This window comes from Bradyrhizobium sp. BR 10289 (genome assembly GCF_019455385.1).
GTDB lineage: Bacteria > Pseudomonadota > Alphaproteobacteria > Rhizobiales > Xanthobacteraceae > Bradyrhizobium.
Window position 1 is genome coordinate 1 of the sequence record NZ_JACOFR010000005.1, and the last position, 19,131, is coordinate 19,131.

The 19,131-nt window shown below is 65.1% G+C and carries 17 protein-coding genes; 6 read left to right on the forward strand and 11 right to left on the reverse strand.

Annotation, left to right across the window (positions count from 1 at the left end):
- Positions 1-168 precede the first annotated feature (168 nt).
- Positions 169-387: a hypothetical protein gene (locus HYH08_RS11020; protein ID WP_220009818.1), complete on the reverse strand. Its 219-nt coding sequence runs from the start codon at positions 385-387 to the stop codon at positions 169-171.
- A 242-nt stretch (positions 388-629) separates the two neighbouring features.
- On the opposite strand from HYH08_RS11020, the gene HYH08_RS11025 reads away from it, so the two are divergent.
- The 4 genes from HYH08_RS11025 (at position 630) to uraD (ending at position 3,251) form a co-directional block, all read left to right on the forward strand.
- The gene (locus HYH08_RS11025) at positions 630-917 is read left to right on the forward strand and encodes a hypothetical protein (protein WP_220009819.1); all 288 of its coding nucleotides are present in this window, start codon (positions 630-632) and stop codon (positions 915-917) included.
- Positions 918-1,006: 89 nt separating this feature from the next.
- Positions 1,007-1,420 (forward strand): DUF3830 family protein, encoded by a 414-nt coding sequence (locus tag HYH08_RS11030; protein ID WP_220009820.1) that lies wholly within the window; start codon positions 1,007-1,009, stop codon positions 1,418-1,420.
- Positions 1,421-2,356 carry an allantoinase PuuE gene (gene puuE / locus HYH08_RS11035; RefSeq protein WP_220009821.1) on the forward strand — a complete coding sequence of 312 codons (936 nt, stop codon included), beginning with the start codon at positions 1,421-1,423 and terminating at the stop codon, positions 2,354-2,356.
- A gap of 4 nt (positions 2,357-2,360) precedes the next feature.
- Positions 2,361-3,251 carry a 2-oxo-4-hydroxy-4-carboxy-5-ureidoimidazoline decarboxylase gene (uraD, locus tag HYH08_RS11040; protein WP_220009822.1) on the forward strand — a complete coding sequence of 297 codons (891 nt, stop codon included), beginning with the start codon at positions 2,361-2,363 and terminating at the stop codon, positions 3,249-3,251.
- Here the strand turns inward: uraD and HYH08_RS11045 are convergent.
- From HYH08_RS11045 to HYH08_RS11055, 3 genes are read right to left on the reverse strand one after another with little or no spacing between them, the layout of a single operon-like run.
- On the reverse strand, positions 3,248-4,645 hold the full coding sequence (locus HYH08_RS11045) for a nucleobase:cation symporter-2 family protein (RefSeq protein ID WP_220009823.1): 1,398 nt from the start codon (positions 4,643-4,645) through the stop codon (positions 3,248-3,250). The two genes, uraD and HYH08_RS11045, sit on opposite strands and share 4 nt — an antisense overlap.
- 24 nt (positions 4,646-4,669) lie before the next feature.
- Complete coding sequence (locus tag HYH08_RS11050) at positions 4,670-7,393, reverse strand: molybdopterin-dependent oxidoreductase (protein ID WP_220009824.1); 2,724 nt, start codon at positions 7,391-7,393, stop codon at positions 4,670-4,672.
- On the reverse strand, positions 7,390-8,217 hold the full coding sequence (locus HYH08_RS11055) for an FAD binding domain-containing protein (RefSeq protein WP_220009825.1): 828 nt from the start codon (positions 8,215-8,217) through the stop codon (positions 7,390-7,392). Before HYH08_RS11055 ends, HYH08_RS11050 begins: the two co-directional genes overlap by 4 nt.
- A gap of 152 nt (positions 8,218-8,369) precedes the next feature.
- Here HYH08_RS11055 and HYH08_RS11060 point away from each other — a divergent pair, with 152 nt between their 5' ends.
- Entirely contained in the window at positions 8,370-9,719 is a 1,350-nt protein-coding gene (locus tag HYH08_RS11060; protein ID WP_220009826.1) for an 8-oxoguanine deaminase, read from the forward strand.
- A gap of 109 nt (positions 9,720-9,828) precedes the next feature.
- Here HYH08_RS11060 and HYH08_RS11065 read toward each other — a convergent pair whose 3' ends face one another.
- The 4 genes from HYH08_RS11065 to HYH08_RS11080 all read right to left on the reverse strand — a co-directional run bounded on the left by HYH08_RS11065 (position 9,829) and on the right by HYH08_RS11080 (position 14,534).
- Positions 9,829-10,905 carry a BMP family ABC transporter substrate-binding protein gene (locus HYH08_RS11065; protein WP_220010120.1) on the reverse strand — a complete coding sequence of 359 codons (1,077 nt, stop codon included), beginning with the start codon at positions 10,903-10,905 and terminating at the stop codon, positions 9,829-9,831.
- Between the two features lie 78 nt (positions 10,906-10,983).
- Complete coding sequence (locus HYH08_RS11070) at positions 10,984-11,901, reverse strand: ABC transporter permease (RefSeq protein ID WP_220009827.1); 918 nt, start codon at positions 11,899-11,901, stop codon at positions 10,984-10,986.
- On the reverse strand, positions 11,888-12,979 hold the full coding sequence (locus tag HYH08_RS11075) for an ABC transporter permease (protein ID WP_220009828.1): 1,092 nt from the start codon (positions 12,977-12,979) through the stop codon (positions 11,888-11,890). Before HYH08_RS11075 ends, HYH08_RS11070 begins: the two co-directional genes overlap by 14 nt.
- Positions 12,963-14,534: an ABC transporter ATP-binding protein gene (locus HYH08_RS11080; RefSeq protein WP_220009829.1), complete on the reverse strand. Its 1,572-nt coding sequence runs from the start codon at positions 14,532-14,534 to the stop codon at positions 12,963-12,965. Before HYH08_RS11080 ends, HYH08_RS11075 begins: the two co-directional genes overlap by 17 nt.
- 580 nt (positions 14,535-15,114) lie before the next feature.
- Here HYH08_RS11080 and HYH08_RS11085 point away from each other — a divergent pair.
- Complete coding sequence (locus HYH08_RS11085; protein ID WP_220009830.1) at positions 15,115-16,221, forward strand: hypothetical protein; 1,107 nt, start codon at positions 15,115-15,117, stop codon at positions 16,219-16,221.
- Positions 16,222-16,412: 191 nt separating this feature from the next.
- On the opposite strand, the gene HYH08_RS11090 is transcribed toward HYH08_RS11085, so the two are convergent.
- Genes HYH08_RS11090 through biuH form a run of 3 tightly spaced genes read right to left on the reverse strand, consistent with a single transcriptional unit; the run spans position 16,413 to position 19,124 of the window.
- A complete protein-coding gene (locus HYH08_RS11090; protein ID WP_220009831.1) occupies positions 16,413-16,898 on the reverse strand; it encodes a nucleoside deaminase in 486 nt (161 codons plus the stop codon).
- A 13-nt stretch (positions 16,899-16,911) separates the two neighbouring features.
- Positions 16,912-18,444: an ABC transporter ATP-binding protein gene (locus HYH08_RS11095; RefSeq protein WP_220009832.1), complete on the reverse strand. Its 1,533-nt coding sequence runs from the start codon at positions 18,442-18,444 to the stop codon at positions 16,912-16,914.
- Positions 18,441-19,124, reverse strand: a complete 684-nt coding sequence (gene biuH, locus HYH08_RS11100) for a biuret amidohydrolase (RefSeq protein WP_220009833.1) — start codon at positions 19,122-19,124, stop codon at positions 18,441-18,443. The genes HYH08_RS11095 and biuH overlap by 4 nt, the downstream gene beginning before the upstream one ends.
- Positions 19,125-19,131: the final 7 nt, after the last annotated feature.

Here is a 19,131-nt window from a genome sequence, read left to right on the forward strand (position 1 = left end):
GGACGCAGCGCAGCGTCTCTTCGACGGTGCGCTGCAGAGCCGGGGCCCATCTCTCCACACCGCCCGTGCCGCCTTCTGGGTCCCGGCTCTGCGCCGCAGCGCTGCACGCTGCAGCGCGTCCGGGACACGCGCGGAGTGTTGAAGCAACTGCGCTCTACGCGCCCAACCTCACCGTCCCGCGGGCGCCGACATCGCACCATTCTCGTAACGCTGCCAGTCGGGCGTCGTCGGCTGCGACGGCCAGATCGCGGCGTTGGAATCGCGAACGGACTGGGACATCGGCGCGGGCTGGGCCTTGCGGGCGTGGTGGCGATCGTTCGCCGCGGCGGTCTGGATGGTGGCGGCGGTGATCAGCGTGGCGCTGAGAATGGCAAGAGTCTTTCGCATGGTTGTTTCTCCCGTGACGACGCTCCGGCTGTCAGACATGTTGTCGTCGTCGCAGCTGAGGTGGCGATGCGGCCTGCCGAATATCAGCAGCGCTGGCTTCACGATCGGCGGCGCCGCCTTCACGATGGGGCGAGCCAATTTTTTGGTCCCGGCTAAATATTCGGCAACCGCACCCGTGGCCCCGATGGACTTGCTCCCCGCAATCCGGTTCAATGGGGTCAATTGGTTTCAAGGCGACAAAGATGTCGAAATATCTGCTGGTTCTCCTCCTGATCGCCTCGCCGGCGGCTGCGCAGGTCAAGCTCACTCCGAAGAGCACGGCGGCGCATCCGGACCCCTGCGCCCCGATCGGACGGACCGCGGACGGCAAGCTGGTCTATTCCATGAAGTGCGAGACCCTGCCGCCCCCGCCCGCACCGCCGCCGCAGGCGGAACTGAAGGAGGCGCCGCCCTCGGCCGCGCCCGCCGCCGAGGCGGAGCCGGAGGTGCGACGGAGCGGCATTTTCGGCTGGTCCTACGATCGCAGGTGAGGGTCCGCGCCACTTGCGCGAAGCCCGGTGGAATGCTCTTTGCTTGAAAATTCCCCGTGGGGTACCCGCCCCCGATCCAGAGAGATGAGATGAGCAAACTCGTTATCCGCGCCGGCGACTACACCTTCGATGCACGCTTCGAGGAGCAGGCCGCGCCCAAGACCGTCGCCGCGTTCCGCAAGGCGATGCCATTCGAAAGCCACATCATCCATGTGCGCTGGAGCGGCGAGGCGGTGTGGATGCCGCTCGGCGACCTCGATTTCGGCGTCGGCTATGAGAACCACACCAGCTATCCCGCACCGGGCCAGATCATCCTCTATCCCGGCGGCATCAGCGAGACCGAGATTCTGATGGCGTATGGCGGCGTGAGCTTCGCCAGCAAGATGGGCCAGCTCGCCGGCAACCACTTCGTCACCGTGACCTCGGGCCTGGAGAATCTGGCGACCCTCGGCAAAAGCGTACTCTGGAAGGGTGCACTGCCGATCCGCTTCGAGGAAGTCTGAGTGATAGAGCCCCGCTACCCGCGCGATCTTCGCGGCTACGGCCGCAATCCGCCGCATCCACAATGGCCGGGCAACGCGCGGGTCGCGGTGCAGTTCGTCGTCAATTTCGAGGAAGGCGGCGAGAACAACATCCTGCACGGCGACCGCGCCTCGGAAGCGTTTTTGTCCGACGTGCTCGGCGCGCAGCCCTGGCCGGGCCAGCGCCACGCCAATATCGAATCCATGTTCGAATATGGCTCGCGCGCCGGCTTCTGGCGGCTGTGGCGGATGTTCGGTGAACGGAAATGGCCGACCACCGTGTTCGGTGTCGCCACGGCGCTGCAGCGCAATCCGGAGATCGTGGCGGCGATGAAGGAGTCCGGCTGGGACATCGCCAGCCACAGCCTGAAATGGATCGAGCACAAGGACATGACCGAGGCGCAGGAGCGCGCCGAGATCGCCGAGTCCATTCGCGTCCACACCGAGGCCACGGGATCGCGTCCACTCGGCTGGTACACCGGGCGCTCCTCGATCAACACCAACCGGCTGCTGATGGAGGAGGGCGGCTTCCTCTATCTCTGCGACTCCTATGCCGACGATCTGCCCTATTGGGTCAAGGGCGCCAACGGCAAGCAGCTCATCATTCCCTATACGCTGGACGCCAACGACATGCGGTTCATCAACCCGCAGGGTTTTGCCGAAGGCGAGCAGTTCTACACCTATCTGAAGGACGCTTTCGACGTGCTCTATGCCGAAGGCGAGACCGCGCCGAAGATGATGTCGGTCGGCCTGCACTGCCGTCTCGCCGGCCGGCCCGGCCGTGCGGCGGGGCTCATCCGCTTCCTCGATTACATCGGCAAGCACGAACGCGTCTGGGTGCCGACGCGATTGCAGATCGCGCAGCATTGGCACGACAAGCATGCGCATCTGGCGGCCGATGCGTTCGAGATCGGGTGAAGATATGACTTCGCAAATTTCGCTCGCCGCTCTCAACGCCGCCAGCAAGGCCGACTTCGTCGCGGCGCTCGCCAATGTCGTCGAATATTCGCCGTGGATCGCCGAGCAGATCGCGGCGCAGCGGCCGTTCGCCGGCATCAACCAGCTCCACGCCGCGTTGATGGCGGCGATCCAGGCCGCCGAGCCCGACGTGCAACTGGCGCTGATCCGCGCCCATCCCGATCTCGCCAACAAGACCCAGCGCGCGGCAGGGCTCACGGCAGAATCGACCGAGGAGCAGAACAGCGCGGGCCTCGACCGTCTCTCGGATGCCGAATACACGGCATTCGAACGCGTCAACAACGCCTATCGCGAAAAGTTCGGCTTCCCCTACATCGTCTGCGTGCGACGTCACACCAAGGATTCCGTGCTGCGGGACTTCGAGACGCGGTTGCGCAATATCGCCAAGACAGAGACCCGCCGCGCGATCGAGGAGATCGGCCGCATCTCGGCGTTGCGGCTCGATCAGCTCGTCACTGCCGACGACAAGCTGAAAGTGCACGGTCGTCTCTCGACGCATGTGCTCGATAATCACGCCGGCAAGCCCGCGCCCGGCATTCCGGTCGAGCTCGTCGAGCTTGCGAATCTCGGCGAGAGCCGCGTCATCGCGCGCACCGTGACGAATGCGGACGGTCGTACCGACCAGCCGTTGATCGGCGGGCGCCCGCTGCCGATCGGCCGCTACGAACTCCGCTTCAGCGTCGCCAAATATTACGCCGAGCGCAACGTGCCGCTGTCGGACCCGCCGTTCCTCGACGAGATCCCGCTGCGCTTTTCGATCAGCGAGCCGGAGAGCCATTACCACGTGCCGCTGCTGGTGACGCCGTGGAGCTATTCGACCTATCGCGGCAGTTAGACATGCTGCGCCGATGCGGAGGCTGACGCTGCATCGGCTTCCGCTGCGGCGCCACCGCTCAAGCCGTTGAAGAACGCGTTGAGCAGCACCGAGACGACCGCGCAGAGCAAAATGCCGGACTCCAGCAGCGGCTGGAGATCGTGCGGCAGATTCCGGAAGAAGCCGGGTGCTGCGAGCGGGATCAGGCCGAAGCCGATCGAGATCGCGACGATGAAGAGATTGTAGCGGTTGTTGCGGAAATCGACTGCGGTAAGGATGCGCGCGCCTGTTGCCGCGACCATGCCGAACATCACGAGGCCGGCGCCGCCGAGCACGACCAGCGGCACCGCCTCGACCAGCGCGGCGAGCTTCGGCAGCAGCCCGAGCACGAGCATGATGCAGCCGCCTGTTACGGTCACCCAGCGCGAGCGCACGCCGGTGACCGAGACGAGGCCGACATTCTGCGAGAACGAGGTGTAGGGAAACGTGTTGAAGATGCCGCCGAGCAGCGTGCCGACGCCGTCGGCCCGCAGGCCGCGACTGAGGGCTTCACGGTCGATCGACTTGCCGGTGATGTCGCCGAGCGCGAGGAACATGCCGAGAGACTCGATCATCACCACGATCATGACGATGCACATGGTGACGACAGGCACGAGATGGAATTGCGGCATGCCGAAGCGGAACGGGATCACGACAGCGCCCCAGGAGGCCGCCGCGACCTTGTCGAAATGCATCACGCCCAGGATGCTCGCCAGGACGGCACCGGCGATGATGCCGAGCAGCACCGAGACGTTGGCGAGGAAGCCGGTGCCCCATTTGATCAGGCCGAGGATGAAGAGCAGCACAAACAGCGAGATGCCGAGGCCCTGCAACTGCCCGTAGGCCGGATTGGGAAAGCTGCCGGGGACGCCGTCGACGACCTTGGTCAGCGTCGGCAGGCCGCCGCCGGCCCAGTTGATGCCGACCCGCATCAGCGAGATGCCGATGACGAGAATGATGGTACCGGTGACGACGGGCGGAAACAGGGGCAGCAGCCGGCTGACGAACGGCGCGACGATGATGCCGAAAATGCCGGCCGCGATAACGGAGCCGTAGATGCCGAGCAGGCCGATATCGGGCGCCGCCGCCATCGACAGCATCGGGCCGACCGACGCAAAGGTCACGCCCATCATCACGGGCAGGCGGATGCCGACACCGGGGAAGCCGAGACATTGCACCAGCGTCGCCAGCCCGCAGGCGAACAGATCGGCGCTGATCAGGAAGGCGACGTCCTCCGGCGGCAGCTTGAGCGCGCGTCCGATGATCAGAGGCACCGCGACCGCGCCGGCATACATCACCAGCACATGCTGGAGCCCGAGTGCGAGGAGGCGCGGAACCGGCAAAACCTCGTCGACGGGATGCACTTCGCTGGCCATCGATCAATCCTCAATGAAATGTGCTCAACCAAATTTATCGTGCAGGGCCGGAAACAGCCGGTCCGGCTTGAAAGGCGGCGCGGTGAAGCGGATGCCGGTGGCATTCGCGATGGCGTTGCCGAGCGCCGCGGCGACCGGATTGTACGGGCTCTCGCTCATCGACTTCGCGCCGAGCGGCCCGATCGTGTCGGATGTCTCGGCGAACAGCACCTCGGTGCGCGGAACGTCGGCGAAAGATGGCAAATGATAGTCGCGGAATTTCGGGTTGGTGACGCGCCCCTCCGCATCGATCACCATCTCCTCGTACAGCGCGGCACCCAGCGCCTGCGCGACGCCGCCTTCAACTTGGCCCCGGCACTGCATGGGATTGGCGACTACGCCGGCGTCCGCCGCCTGCACGCTCCGGAGAATCTTGAGCTCGCCGGTCGCCTTGTTCACGGCGACACGAAAGCCCTGGACGTTGAAGCCGACCGACCGCGGCGTTCCGCCGGAATTGCCGCTCGCCGCGAGCGGCAGGCCGCGTTCGCGGGCAAGCTTCGCCAGTTCGGCAAAGGACATCCGCCGGACGCCGCTGACGACGGCCTCGCCCTCGAGCGCGCAGGTCCTGATGTCGCAAAGCCAGGCGTCTGCCGCCGCGGCCTTCAGATCGGTCGCGAGCTGCATCGCTGCGGCATGCGTCGCCTTGCCGGCGACGAAGGTGCCGGCGCTGCCATAGGCGCCGGTGTCGTGGCCGCCATGGGCGGTGTCGGACTGGCGCAGGCGGATCCGGTCGACCGTCGTCGCCAGCGTCGTCGCGGCGATCTGCCGGTGCACGGTGCTGGTGCCGTTGCCAAACTCGGCGGTCCCGACGGTGAGATCGAAACCGCCGTCCTCGTTGAGGACGATCGTGGCGTCCGCGATGTGGCCGGCCGGCGGCACCGTGTCGATCATGGTCAGCGCGATGCCGTCGCCGATCAGCCATTCCGGCGACAGATCCGGCTGCGGGCCGTCCGCGTGCATCGCGCGCTCGACGAGGTCCAGGCACTGATCGAGCCCGTAGGAGCCATAGAGCACGTCGTGGAATTCGGACGGCGGCGGCGACAGCATGGGATCGCCGGGCTTGACGACGTTCAGCCTGCGCATGTCGTAGGGGCTGATGCCGAGCTGCCGGGCAAGCTCATCGATCGCCGCTTCGACCGCGATCTGCGTCTGCGGCAGTCCATAGCCACGAAACGCGCCTGCAGGTACCGTGTTGGTGTAGACGGCATAGCCGTCCACCCGCTTGTTCGGGCAATTGTAGACGCTGATGGACTCCCCCAGCGAATGGAACATCACCGGGCCGGCATGATTGCCGTAGGCGCCAGTGTTGGAGAGCACCTCGAGCTGAAGCGCGGTCAGCTTGCCGTCCGCATCGGCGCCGGCCTTGACGTGAACCCGCATCGGATGCCGCGTCGAGGTCGCGATGAACTGCTCTTCGCGCGTGAGCTCCAGCTTCACCGGGCGTCCGCTCCTGAGAGCGGCGAGCGCCAGGATGTCCTCGACGAACATCTCCTGCTTGCCGCCAAAGCCGCCGCCGACGCGCTCGCAGAACACGCGGACCTTGTCCATCGGAAGCTGGAAGATGTCCGACAGCGCGCGCCGCGTCAGGAAAGGCACCTGCGTCGAGGTGCGGACGTTGAGCACGCCTTCGGCATCCAGCCAGGCGAGGCCGCCGTGAGTTTCCAGGGCCGCATGCTGCACGCGATGACTGTGGAAGGTTGCCTCATAGGTGACGGCGGAGGTGGCGAGCGCGGTCGCGACATCGCCGTATTCGCCATGCGTCTCCGCGACGAGGTTGCGCTGCGCGTCGGCGACACGACTCTCCGTGGTGCGGTCGGGATGAATGATCGGCGCGCCCGGCGCCATCGCCTGCTCGGGATCGATCAGCGCAGGAAGGATCTCGTAGTCGACCTTGATGCGCCGGCAGGCCTCCTCGGCGGCCGCTTCGGTCTCGGCGACGACGGCGGCAACCTTTTGGCCGATGAAGCGAACGACGTCGTCGAGGACGCGGGTGTCCTCGGGGTCCATCCAGTCCTTCTCGTGCCGCGCGGTCGACATCAGCACCGAGGGCGCGTCCTCATGGGTCAGCACCGTATGCACGCCGGGAACACGAAGCGCGTCCGAGGTGTCGATCGCGACGATCCTCGCATGCGCATGCGGCGAGCGCAGCAGCTTGATGTGCAGCAGGCCGTCGATGACTGTGTCGAACGTATAGCGCGCCTGGCCGCGCACGACATCGGGACCCGCCGGGGCCGGCAGGCTGCGGCCGAAGGCGGCGCCGGCTTCGACGCTCGCCTCGACATTGTTTTTGCCGAGGATCGCATCCTCGATCGCGCGATAACCGGTGCAGCGGCAGATGTTGCCCTTCAATGCAACGCCGAGATCGGTGCGCTGCGCCTGGTTGAGCGAGGCGCAGGTCAGGATCATGCCGGCGGTGCAGAAGCCGCATTGAAAGCCTTGTGCATCGAGAAAGGCCTGCTGCATCGGATGTGCGCCGTGATCGCCGCCCAGGCCTTCGATCGTGGTGACGACGCGACCTTCGGCGCGGAAGGCGGGGATCAGGCAGCTATGCACGGGCTCGCCGTCGAGCAGCACGGTGCAGGCGCCGCAATCGCCGGCATCACACCCCTTTTTCACGCCGAAATGGCCGAGCTCCCGCAGGAACGTGCGCAGGCACTGGCCGGCGCGCGGCTCCTGCGTAAACGGCGTGCCGTTGATCTCGAAGCTCATGACGGCGATGCCTCGCGTAGTTCGCGGCGGATCTCCTCGGCGAGCCGCAGCGTCATGTGCTTGCGCCAGAGCGGCTTGCCGTGGATGTCGGTGTGGTACAGCTCGTCCGTGATCTGCTGCGAGATCGCGTCAGCAAGCGCGCTCGCGTCCGGGGCCTTGGGAAACGACAGCCGGATGGGGCGCACGGTCGAAGCGGTCACGGTCAGCGCCAATGCGCCATTGCTATCGAGGCTGCCGATCAGGAGCGCCGCGGAGCGGCCGACCGGTGCCAGCGAGATCTGGCGAAACGCCGTGCGGCGCTTCAACGCTGCAAGCGGGATGTCGATCTGCCGCAGCAGGTCGCCTTGCGTCAGGCGGTTGCGCTGATTGCCGGTCACGAAGTCGATGACGGGAATCCTCTGCTCGCCGCCGCCGGCTTTCCAGATCGTGCAGACGCCATCGAGCGCGGAAGTGAGCGAGATCATCGGTCCCGCCGGCAGCGACATGCAGAGATTGCCGCCGACGGTCGCCGTCTTCCAGATCTTGAACGAGGCAAGAAAGGCGCGGCAGCACTGGCCGATCAGCGGCGCTGCGAGCCAGTCGGGCGGGCAGGCGAAGCCATCGAGCTGCGCGACGGTGCAGGTGGCGGCAATCGAGAGATGGTCATCCGTGATCGTCAGCGCCGGCCATTTCAGATCGGTAAGATCGATCAGCCGTGTTAGGTGCGCTTGCGGCTCCGAGAACAGCCAGGTGCCGCCTGCGAGCCAAGCATCACCTGACGTCCAAACGGGCAGGTCGGAGCGCGTTTGCGGACGGGCCACCGTGGTGATGGTATTCAAATCCATGGCTGCGCCGCGCTTGCACCGAGTGAATCGAACAGGGAGAAAGTCTTGCAAGACCAGCGCCAAGTGGCAACAACAACTCGCGGTGATGACGCAGCCGGACTGGCCTCCGCCTTGCAGGCCCGTCTTCGGCGAAGATGAGGAGAACCGTGATCATGAGCGACGCAAAGCCGATCTGGATCAGGGATCCCCTGGCCATCCTCGCCGACGGTGCCGAGCGCGGAGTCGTGGTGAAGGGCGGCCGGATCGTCGAGCTCGTACCGGCCGGCGGCACGCCCGCGACCGCGGATGTCGCGGCGTTCGATGCAGCAGAACATGTCGTGCTGCCGGGCCTGATCAACACGCACCATCATTTCTACCAGACACTGACGCGGGCGCTGCCGGCGGCGATGGACCGCGAGCTGTTTCCCTGGCTCCAGGCGCTCTATCCGGTATGGGCGAAGCTGACGCCGGAGCGGTTGCAACTCGGCGTCACGGTGGCGATGTCGGAGCTGCTGCTTTCGGGCTGCACCACGACGACGGACCATCACTATGTCTTTCCGGCCGGGCTCGAAGAGTCCGTCGATATCGAGGTCGACGTCGCCAAGCGGCTCGGTGTGCGTGTGCTGCTGACACGCGGCTCGATGAACCTGTCGCAACGCGACGGCGGACTGCCGCCGGATAGCGTCGTGCAGGACGAGGATACCATCCTCGCCGACAGTGCGCGCGTGGTGACCAAATATCATCAGCGCGGTGCGGATGCGATGGTGCAGATCGCGCTCGCGCCGTGCTCGCCGTTCTCGGTGACGACGTCGCTGATGCGGGCGACCGCCGACCTCGCCGACAAGCTCGACGTGCGCCTGCACACTCATCTTGCCGAGACCGAGGACGAGAACAAATTCTGTCAGCAGATGTATGGCTGCCGGCCGCTCGACTATCTCGAACAATGCGGCTGGCTCAACGCGCGGACCTGGCTCGCCCACGGCATATTTTTCAACGCCGACGAGATGAAGCGGCTGGGTAAGGCGAAGACGACCATCAGCCATTGTGCGTGCAGCAACCAGTTGCTGGCGTCCGGCTGCTGCCCGGTGTGCGATATGGAGGAGGCGGGTGTCGGGATCGGCATCGGTGTCGACGGCTCCGCTTCGAACGACGGATCGAACCTGATGCAGGAGGTGCGCGCCGCGTTCCTGCTGCAACGGGCGCGCTACGGCGTGACGAAGGTCAGTCACAAGGATGCGCTGCGCTGGGCCACCAAGGGCTCGGCGGCCTGCGTCGGCCGGCCGGAACTCGGCGAGATCGCCGTCGGCAAGGCGGCCGATCTCGCGCTGTTCAAGTTGGACGAATTGCGCTTTTCCGGCCATGGCGATCCCTTGGCCGCGTTGGTGCTGTGCGGGGCGCATCGGGCCGATCGGGTGATGGTGGCGGGGAAATGGGCCGTGATCGACGGGGCGATCCCGGGACTGGATGTCACTGACCTGATCCGCCGTCATAGTTCGGCGGCGCGGGCCATGCACGCGGGATAGACCGGGAAAGATAGAAAGAGGGGGCGACCACAAGTGCCGGGTGCTTCTGGCCACCCCCTCCGAACCTCCTCCGGGAGGAGCAGGTGATTTGGTCAATGCAAGAAGCGTGCTACTTGCCCGGCAGCTTGTCGTCGATGCCCTTCACGTAGAAATTCATCCCGAGAATCTGCCCGTCGGCGAGATTGGCGCCGCCCTTGCACTCGATCTCCTTGCCGTCCTGCCCAATGACCGGGCATTTGAACGGATGCAGCTTGCCCGCGGTGATCGCGGCCTGGGCATCCTCGGCGATTTTCTTCACGTCGTCCGGCATGTTGGTGTAGGGCGCCATGGCGAACATGTGGCTGTCGAGGCCGCCCCAGGTGTCCTCGGACTTCCAGGTTCCCGCGAGCTCGGCCTTGACGCGCTCGATGTAATAGGGGCCCCAGGTGTCGAGGATCGAGGTCAGCTGGGTCTTCGGGCCGAACTTGATCATCTCGGAATCCTGGCCGAAGGCGAGCTTGCCGCGTTCGCTGGCAATCTGCATCGGCGCCGGCGAGTCCGTGTGCTGCATGATCACGTCGGCGCCCTGGTCGATCAGCGCCTTGGCGGCGTCAGCTTCCTTGCCGGGGTCGAACCAGGTGTTGGCCCAGATGATCTTGACCTTGATGGTCGGGTTGATCGTCTGCGCCGCGAGGATCGTCGCGTTGATGCCGGAGACGACCTCGGGGATCGGGAACGAGCCGATATAGCCGAGCACGCCCGATTTCGACATCTTGGCCGCGATCAGGCCCTGGATGTAGCGGCCCTGATACCATTTGGACGAATAGGTCGACATGTTCTTGTCGCGCTTGTAGCCGGTGGCGTGCTCGAAATGCACGTTCGGATACTTCTTGGCGACCTTCAGCGTCGGATCCATGTAGCCGAACGACGTCGTGAAGATCAGCTTGTTGCCGGCGCGAACGAGCTGCTCGATGGCGCGCTCGGCGTCGGGGCCTTCGGGCACGTTTTCGAGGTAGGTGGTCTCGATCTTGTCGCCGAGCTCCTTGACGAGAGCCTGGCGGCCGAGATCGTGCTGGTAGGTCCAGCCGAGGTCACCGATCGGGCCGAGGTAAATGAAACCGACCTTCAGCTTATCGGCGGCGGAGGCTGCACTGACGCTTCCGGCAAGCAAGAGCCCGGCAGCCAGTGCAAGAACTGATTTCCTCATCATCAATCTCCAAACATCAGGGGAAAGCCACGATCCGCAACGTGTGCGCCCCATCGCGCACGCCGCGGAAATGAAACGCTAGCGGTCAGGCACGAACACGGTGCCGAGCGCGGCCGGCGCGGTCGAGCCGCCGGTACGCGCGCGGGAGAGCAGGACCAGCACGATGACGGTCGCGAGATAAGGCAGCGCCGACATGAATTGCGAGGGAATACCGACGCCCCACCCCTGCGCATGCAATTGCAGGATCGTCACTGCGCCGAACAGATAAGCGCCGACCACGAGGCGCCCGGGTCGCCAGGACGAGAACACCACCAGTGCCAGCGCGATCCAGCCGCGGCCCGCGGTCATGCCGGGGATGAAGAACGGCGTGTAAGCGAGCGGGAGGTAAGCACCGGCCAAGCCCGCACAGGCGCCGCCGAACATCACGGCGAAGGTGCGGATGCGCAGCACGGGGTAGCCGAGCGCATGCGCCGAGACGTGATTGTCGCCGCAGGCGCGCAGGATCAATCCCGCCCGCGTGCGGTACAGGAACCACCAGACGCCGATGATGAGCGCAATCGAGAAATAGACGAAGGCGTCCTCGCCGAACAGCACCCGTCCGATCAGCGGCATGTCGGTGAGACCGGGAATGTAGAGATGCACGGCCGGTGTGATGCGTTCGCCGACGAAGCCGGCGCCGATCAGACCGGAGAGACCGATGCCGAGAATGGTCAGCGCAAGGCCCGTCGCAACCTGGTTGACGGCGAGCCCGAGCGCCATCAGCGCGAACACCAGCGACATCAGCACGCCCGCGACGATGCCGAACAGCGCGCCGATGAAGATCGAGCCGGTCAGCCAGGCGCCGCCAAAGCCGCAGGCGGCGCCGACGATCATCATGCCCTCGACGCCCAGATTGAGCACGCCTGAGCGTTCGGTGACGAGCTCGCCGGTCGCGGCGAGCAGCAGCGGTGTCGAGGCGGCGAGGACCGCGAGGATGATGGCTTCAATGAGTTCCACTGGCCACCTGTCGGTTCGGAGAGACCAGCTTGAAGCGGTAGAGAATGAGGGAGTCGCAGGCGAGCACGTAGAACAGCAGAATGCCCTGAAACACCTTGGTGACATCCAACGGGATCTTCATCGCGATCTGCGCCTGCTCGCCGCCGATAAAGGTCAGTGCGAGAAAAAGGCCTGCAATTAATATTCCAAGCGGGTTCAGCCGGCCGAGGAAGGCGACGATGATGGCAGTAAAGCCGTAGCCGGGCGAGATGCCTGGCTGGAGATGCCCAACGGGTCCCGCGACCTCGATGATGCCGGCAAGGCCCGCCAGCGCGCCCGAGACGGCGAAGGTCAGGATGATCAGCTGGTTGGCGTTGAAGCCGCCGAACCGCGCCGCGCGGGGCGCAGCGCCAACGACGCGGATCTCAAAACCCTTGATGGTGCGTCCGAGCAGGATTGCTGCGGCCGCGACGACCAGCAGGGTGATGATCGAGCCGAGATGCAGCCGGCCGCCGTCGATCAGCAGCGGCACTGTCGCGACCGGATCGAATTCGGCCGTGGTCGGGAAATTGAAACCTTGCGGATCGCGCCAGGGACCGCGCACGAGATAGTCGAGGAAGAGGTCGGCGACATAGACCAGCATGAGGCTGGTCAGGATCTCGCTGGCGCCGAACTTCACCTTGCAGATCGCCGGGATCAACGCATAGAGGGCGCCTGCGGCGGCGGCGAGCACCAGCATCGCCGGCAGCACCCAGGCGCCGGCGTCGGTGCCTTGCGTCTTCACCGCGATCCAGCTTCCGGCGACGGCGCCGATCAGGAACTGGCCTTCGGCGCCGATGTTCCAGGCGTTCGCGAGGTAGCAGAGCGACAGGCCGATCGCGATCATCACCAGCGGCGTCGCCTTCACCGCGATTTCCTGGAGTGAATAGGCGTCGGTCAAAGGCGCGATGAAATAGGCATGCAGCGCGAGAAACGGATTCTTGCCGAGGATCGCGAACAGGATGGTCATGGTGACGATCGTGAGGCCAATCGCGATCAGCGGCGAGACCAGCGCGATCGTGTTGGAGCGCTCGGCGCGCTTCTCAAGCACCAACTGCATGCGCGGCCTCCTTCGGCTCGAGGCTGCTGCCGCCCATGAGAAGGCCGAGCTTTTCGCGCGTCGCATCAGCGGTGGCGAGCGGCGCCGAAAGGTGACCGTGGAACATCACGGCGATGCGGTCGGCGATCTCGGCGAGCTCGTCGAGATCCTGACTGGTCACCAGCACGGCGGCGCCGGCGCTTGCAAGATCAAGCAGCGCCTGGCGGATGACAGCGGCTGCGCCCGCATCGACGCCCCAGGTGGGCTGGCTCACCACCAGCACCGCAGGATTGCGCAGGATCTCGCGTCCGACGATGAATTTCTGCAAATTGCCGCCGGAAAGACTCGCGGCTTCAGGATCGCGCTTGGCCTTGCGGACGTCGAACGTCTCGGTGGCGCGATCGACGGTCTTCAGCGTGGCTGCGGTATCGATGAAGCCGTGATGGACCATGCCGCTGGCCGCGTGCCCGGTCAGCAGCGCATTCTCCGACAGCTTCATGCGGGGCGCGGTGCCGTGGCCGAGACGTTCCTCGGGAACGAAGGCTGCGCCGAGCTTGCGCCGCTGGGTGATCGAGAGGTGGCCGGCGGCAATGCCCTCGATCACGACCGTGCCGGGGTCCTTCGAGAGGCGCTCGCCGGAGAGTGCGGCGAACAGCTCGTCCTGGCCGTTGCCGGCGACGCCCGCGATGCCGAGGATCTCGCCCCCCTTGAGCTCGAATGAGATGTGCTCGAGCCGCACGCCATGCGCTTCGCTTGGCGCGAGCGAAAGGTCGTTGACGACGAGCCGCGGCACCGTGGTCTTCCGGCCCGCAGCCGCCTTCACTTCCTTGATCTCGCCGCCCACCATCATGCGCGCGAGCGAAGCCGCCGTCTCGAGCCGGGGATTGCAGGTATCGACTTTCTTGCCGCCGCGCAGAATGGTTGCGGTGTCGCAGAGCCGCTTCACCTCTTCCAGCTTGTGGCTGATATAGAGGATGGCGCGGCCTTCGGCCTTGAGGCGTTCCAGCACGATGAAGAGCTGGTCGGCCTCCTGCGGCGTGAGCACCGCAGTGGGCTCGTCCAGGATCAGGAATTTCGGGTCCTGCATCAGCGCGCGCACGATCTCGATGCGCTGACGCTCGCCGACCGACAATTGCCAGACCTCGCGCCTGGGATCGAGCGGCAGGCCGTAGGTCTTGGAGACCTGCTCCAGCCGTGCCGACATGTCCTTGAAGGACTCTCTTCCGTCGAGCCCGAGCGCGACGTTCTCGGCAACGGTGAGATTGTCGAACAGCGAGAAATGCTGGAACACCATGCCGATGCCGCGGCTGCGCGCTTCGGACGGGCCGGACAGCACGATGGGCTGGCCCTGCCAGCGGATCTCGCCCGCGCTGGGCTGGATCAGGCCGTAGATCGCCTTGACCAGCGTCGACTTGCCCGCGCCGTTCTCGCCCAGCAGGGCGTGGATTTCCTTCGGCCAGATATCGATGTCGATGGAATCGTTGGCGAGGAAATCCCCATAGCGCTTGGTGAGCCCGAGCGTCTGAAGCAGCGGGGATTCGCCGGAATGCAGGCCGTTAGGCGTCGAATCTAACATTCGCTGATGCGCTTGCATGGGATGAAGTGCCTCAATACTGGGCTAGTTTGAACCGCCGCGTAAGGTGTGAAAAAGCGTCATCCCTTGCTCAACGCTTCGGCAGGCGGCTGGTGTCGGCGAGTCGTGGCTTCTGCGGACGAGGAGCAGCTCAAATGGTTTTGAGGCGCCTCCGCGGCTCGTTTCCCGCGCGCAATGCCTGTTGCAAAATTGTGACGGTGCAATCCAAATCCGAACCTGCTGTGCAGGTCTGACGTGAAGTTGAGCAAAATCGCGTCAGCACGCGTATGCAATCTCGGGCTGACGCGACAGGCATCCATGACGATCTTGTCCGTGGTGTCGGATCGAGATGAAAGGTAAGCAGAATCAAACAGGAATATCTGGCAAACGCGGACATCACGTCGCCGTATGCGAGCGCTCGCGATAAGCAAAAACCCCCAAAATGCCGCGATGCAGCGTCGGCTGCTGCCAAAACATGCGCCATGCCTTGAAAAAAGTTGAGGCTTCTCACTCCGGGAGATCGGCGCAAGTGTCGCACCCAAGGGACGTTCATTTTTACGTGTCCAAACTTGGGGGTATCAGGATGTCGTTTCGTTTGAAGGCAATTGCAGCTGCGGCGCTGTCACTTGCGACGCTCGCCATAAGCGGTCGGGCTCAGGCTGCGGATCTGCCGGTCAAGGCTGCCAAGAAGGCGCCCGACCTCCCGTTCTTCCTGGTGATCGACAACCGGGTGACGTTCTCCTGGATGCCCAAAGGCACCGATCCCGGCGTGTGGAGTGTCCGTCCGGACGGGAGCATCAACGGCACCACCGCCAAGCAGGTCTACTCCTTTACCCACTTCGACCTCTGGGCCTATGGCACCAACTTTTTCACCATCTCGATGTACAAGTCGGACAGGAACGATCCTGCCAATCCCTGCACCGCGCCGGGCGTGACGATCACCGGCGGGGCCGCTGACTGCGCCGGCGCGACCGAGATCTACGGTCTGTTCCGCTCGACCTTCGGCTGGAACGAGATCTTCAACACCAAGGCCTTCACCATGGGGCCGCTGCACAACATCTCGTTCGAAGTGGGTATGGACGCCAACACCGAGAACAACTTCCTGGCGCCCGCCAAGCGTGACGTCGTTGCCGGTCTGCAGTTCGCCTTCGACCTTCCCTACAAGGGTTACATCAACGTCGCGCCGTTGATGTACTACGAGTTCCTGAACCACAATGCCTTCACGCAGTGCGGCCTGTTTGGACCGGGCGTGCCGGGGGTGACCTGTAACTCGGACGGCAATGTCAGCTACAAGCCGACCTGGGCCGTCGAAATCAACTACTACATGGACCTTGGCTTCCTTCCGCCGAACATGCAGTTCTGGTCGATCAGCGGTCGCGCCGGCTGGTATGGCGCCAAGGGCGACTCGAACGGCCTGCCTGCGCTCTCGGGTATCGGCCGCTTCTCCACAGCCTCAAAGGTCGAGCTGAACAGCGAACCGATCCGCCTGACCTTCGACGCTTCGAAGGCGGTCTGGGGTGACAAGTATTCGCACTTCGTCGACCTCTGGGTCGCCTACCGCTATTGGCAGAACAAGTTCGGCCTCGACCATAATGCGATGCCCGGCGTCTGCACGGTCGCTGCGACCGGGCAGAGCACCAAGAGCTGCACCGAGTCGACGGTGTACGGTGGCGTGACGGTGAAGTTCTGATCGGCTGATAATTTCCAGGGCTTGGATGGCGCCGCGCGGGAATGCGTGGCGCCATTTGCGTGTGCCGTGAGCAACGCTGTCGTTGATGGGCAAGGCGAAGCGTGCCTACGACTTTTACTGATGTTGGAAGCAGATGGTGGGCATGGCGCACGGGCGCCTTTGCCCACCCCAAGATACTGAATGCTGGATACCTATTTCGTCCACACGCCGTCGTGTAGCGCTTCGGCTTCGTCTTGCAGCAGCGGGCCCACGACCTCAGTCGGCCTCTGGCCGCTGGCAAAGACCTCGCGGCACGGCAGATCGAGCGTTGGGTTCTCCGGATGGTTCCCGGTGACGCCGCGCAGGCGGTGCTCGCTGAGGCCGTAGACGACGCGGCCGATGCCGGCCCAGTAGATGGCGCCGGCGCACATCGCACATGGTTCGGCGGAGGAATAGAGCGTGGCGCCAGCCAGCACATCGCGGCCGAGTGTGCGGCAGGCTTGCGTTGCCGCGAGGCGCTCGGCATGGGCGGTGCCGTCGTGATCCGGCATGTAGCCGTTCTCGCTCTCGATCAGCACCTTGCCGTCGGCGTCGACCACGATGCAGCCGAAGGGATGGTTGCCATGGGTGAGAGAGCGCCGGGCGACTGCGAAGGACAAGCGCAGAAAGTGCTCGTCGCGTTCGGCCGTGCCGCTCATTGCTGCCCCCAGGTCAGTGCCCCGCCATGTGCCGGCCGACCACAGTGAGGTCGGCGTCGCTGGTCCGCCCTTCATACACGAATTCGCCGTGGAACATCACCACCAGCCGGTCGGAGAGTTCGAGTAGCTCGTCGAGATCTTCGCTGACGAGGAGCACGGCTGCGCCGCGGTTGCGTGCAGCCATGATCTCGGCATGGATCTGCGCGACAGCCGCGAAGTCGAGGCCGAAGCATGGATTGGCCGCGATCAGCACTTCGACGTCGCCTGCGAGCTCGCGTGCGAGCACCGCGCGCTGGACGTTACCGCCCGACAGCGCCGAGATCGGCGTCTCCGGCGTGCGGGTCTTGATCTTGTACTGGCCGATCTTCTTCTTTGCGTCGTCGCGGAAGGCACCGCGATTGAGCCACCAGCCGCCGCTGGCAAACGGGGCGCGGTCGAACTCGCGGAAGGCGATGTTGTCGGCAACGCTCATGCCGCCGACGCAGGCGTTCTTCAGCGGCTCCTCCGGAAGGAGCGACATCCTGTGGCGGCGCATCTCCTCGCGGCTCGCGTGATAGGGATCGCCGGCAACCCGGACTTCGCCGCTCTCGGCCTCGCGCTGGCCCGCCAGCACCTCGACGAGCTGGCGCTGACCGTTGCCGGAGACGCCGGCAATGCCGACGATCTCGCCGGCGCAGACCGTCAGGGAGACATCACGCACGGCGACCGCGCCGGCATCGTCGAGCGCGCGGATCTTTTTCAGCTCGAGCCGGGCCTTGCCGGCTTCGCCGGTGCGTGGCGGCTGCACCGTCAGCTCCTCGGCGCCGATCATCGTGCGCGCCATCGCATCCGGTGTGAGCTCGGCGACCTTGCCGGCTCCCGCGAGCTTGCCGCGGCGCAGGATGGTCACCTCGTCGGCGAAGGCCATGACCTCGCGGAACTTGTGGGTGATCATCAGAATGGTCAGCTCGCCCTTCACGACCATGTCGCGGAGCATGCCGAGCACTTCGTCGGCCTCTGCCGGTGTCAGCACCGAGGTCGGCTCGTCCAGGATCAAGAAACGGCGTTTCAGATAGAGCTGCTTGAGGATCTCGCATTTCTGGCGTTCGCCGGCGGAGATGTCGGAGACTTTTGCCGAAAGCGGCACCTTGAAGGGCATCCGCGCCAGGAAGGCCTCGAGCTCCTTCATCTCCTTCGGCCAATTCACGACGGCCGGCACGTCGTCGCGGGCGAGCACGAGGTTTTCCGCCACCGTCATGGCCGGCACCAGCGTAAAGTGCTGGTAGACCATGCCGAGGCCGAGCGCATGGGCGTCCTTCGGGTTGGCGATGGCCTGCTCGCGGCCGCCGACGATGATGTCGCCTTCGGTCGCGTGGTAATAGCCCATGATGCATTTGACGAGGGTGGACTTGCCGGCGCCGTTCTCGCCCAGCAGCGCATGGAATGAGCCCGGGCGCACCTTCAGCTCGACATTATCAAGCGCCAGGAAGTCGCCGAAGCGCATCGTCATGGCGATGGCATCGACGCCGAATGCGCCTGAAGGCGGAGGCGTTTCGCCGATGATCACGTGATCGCTCCGATGAAGGCGTCAGAGGTCGAGACCGCGCCGAACACGCCGCCCTGCATCTTGATCATCTTCAGCGCGTGGTCGTGGTTGCTCTTGTCGGTCGCGCCGCAGCAATCGTGCAGCAGCACGCATTCGAAGCCGCGGTCATTGGCCTCGCGCATGGTGGTGTGGACGCAGACGTCGGTGGTGATGCCGGTGAGCACGATGTTCTCGATGCCGCGCACGCGCAGGATCAATTCGAGATCGGTGGCGCAGAATGAGCCCTTGCCGGGCTTGTCGATGATCGGCTCGCCCGGCAGCGGCGCCAGTTCCTCGATGATGTCCCAGCCGGGCTCGCCGCGCACCAGGATGCGGCCGCACGGGCCGGGATCGCCAATGCCGGCGCCGATCTGGCGCGAGCGCCAGCGCTTGTTGGCGGGAAGGTCGGAAAGGTCGGGACGGTGGCCCTCGCGCGTGTGGATGATGTGGAAGCCTTGCGCGCGCATCGCCGCGAGCAGCTTCCTGATCGGCTCGATCGGGGCTCGCGTCAGCGAGAGGTCATAGCCCATCTTGTCGACATAGCCGCCGACGCCGCAGAAATCGGTCTGCATGTCGATGATGATGAGCGCGGTGTTCTCGGGGCGGAGATCGCCGTTGTAAGGCCAGGCGTAGGGTTCGGACTTGATGTAGCGCTCGGGCATGGACGAC

Excerpts from the sequence above, each read along its gene's own strand:
- HYH08_RS11020 (WP_220009818.1), bottom strand. The coding sequence starts at position 387 with ATGCGAAAGACTCTTGCCATTCTCAGCGCCACGCTGATCACCGCCGCC.
- HYH08_RS11025 (WP_220009819.1), top strand. The coding sequence starts at position 630 with ATGTCGAAATATCTGCTGGTTCTCCTCCTGATCGCCTCGCCGGCGGCT.
- HYH08_RS11030 (WP_220009820.1), top strand. The coding sequence starts at position 1,007 with ATGAGCAAACTCGTTATCCGCGCCGGCGACTACACCTTCGATGCACGC.
- uraD (WP_220009822.1), top strand. The coding sequence starts at position 2,361 with ATGACTTCGCAAATTTCGCTCGCCGCTCTCAACGCCGCCAGCAAGGCC.
- HYH08_RS11045 (WP_220009823.1), bottom strand. The coding sequence starts at position 4,645 with ATGGCCAGCGAAGTGCATCCCGTCGACGAGGTTTTGCCGGTTCCGCGC.
- HYH08_RS11050 (WP_220009824.1), bottom strand. The coding sequence starts at position 7,393 with ATGAGCTTCGAGATCAACGGCACGCCGTTTACGCAGGAGCCGCGCGCC.
- HYH08_RS11055 (WP_220009825.1), bottom strand. The coding sequence starts at position 8,217 with ATGGATTTGAATACCATCACCACGGTGGCCCGTCCGCAAACGCGCTCC.
- HYH08_RS11060 (WP_220009826.1), top strand. The coding sequence starts at position 8,370 with ATGAGCGACGCAAAGCCGATCTGGATCAGGGATCCCCTGGCCATCCTC.
- HYH08_RS11065 (WP_220010120.1), bottom strand. The coding sequence starts at position 10,905 with ATGAGGAAATCAGTTCTTGCACTGGCTGCCGGGCTCTTGCTTGCCGGA.
- HYH08_RS11075 (WP_220009828.1), bottom strand. The coding sequence starts at position 12,979 with ATGCAGTTGGTGCTTGAGAAGCGCGCCGAGCGCTCCAACACGATCGCG.
- HYH08_RS11080 (WP_220009829.1), bottom strand. The coding sequence starts at position 14,534 with ATGTTAGATTCGACGCCTAACGGCCTGCATTCCGGCGAATCCCCGCTG.
- HYH08_RS11085 (WP_220009830.1), top strand. The coding sequence starts at position 15,115 with ATGTCGTTTCGTTTGAAGGCAATTGCAGCTGCGGCGCTGTCACTTGCG.
- HYH08_RS11090 (WP_220009831.1), bottom strand. The coding sequence starts at position 16,898 with ATGAGCGGCACGGCCGAACGCGACGAGCACTTTCTGCGCTTGTCCTTC.
- biuH (WP_220009833.1), bottom strand. The coding sequence starts at position 19,124 with ATGCCCGAGCGCTACATCAAGTCCGAACCCTACGCCTGGCCTTACAAC.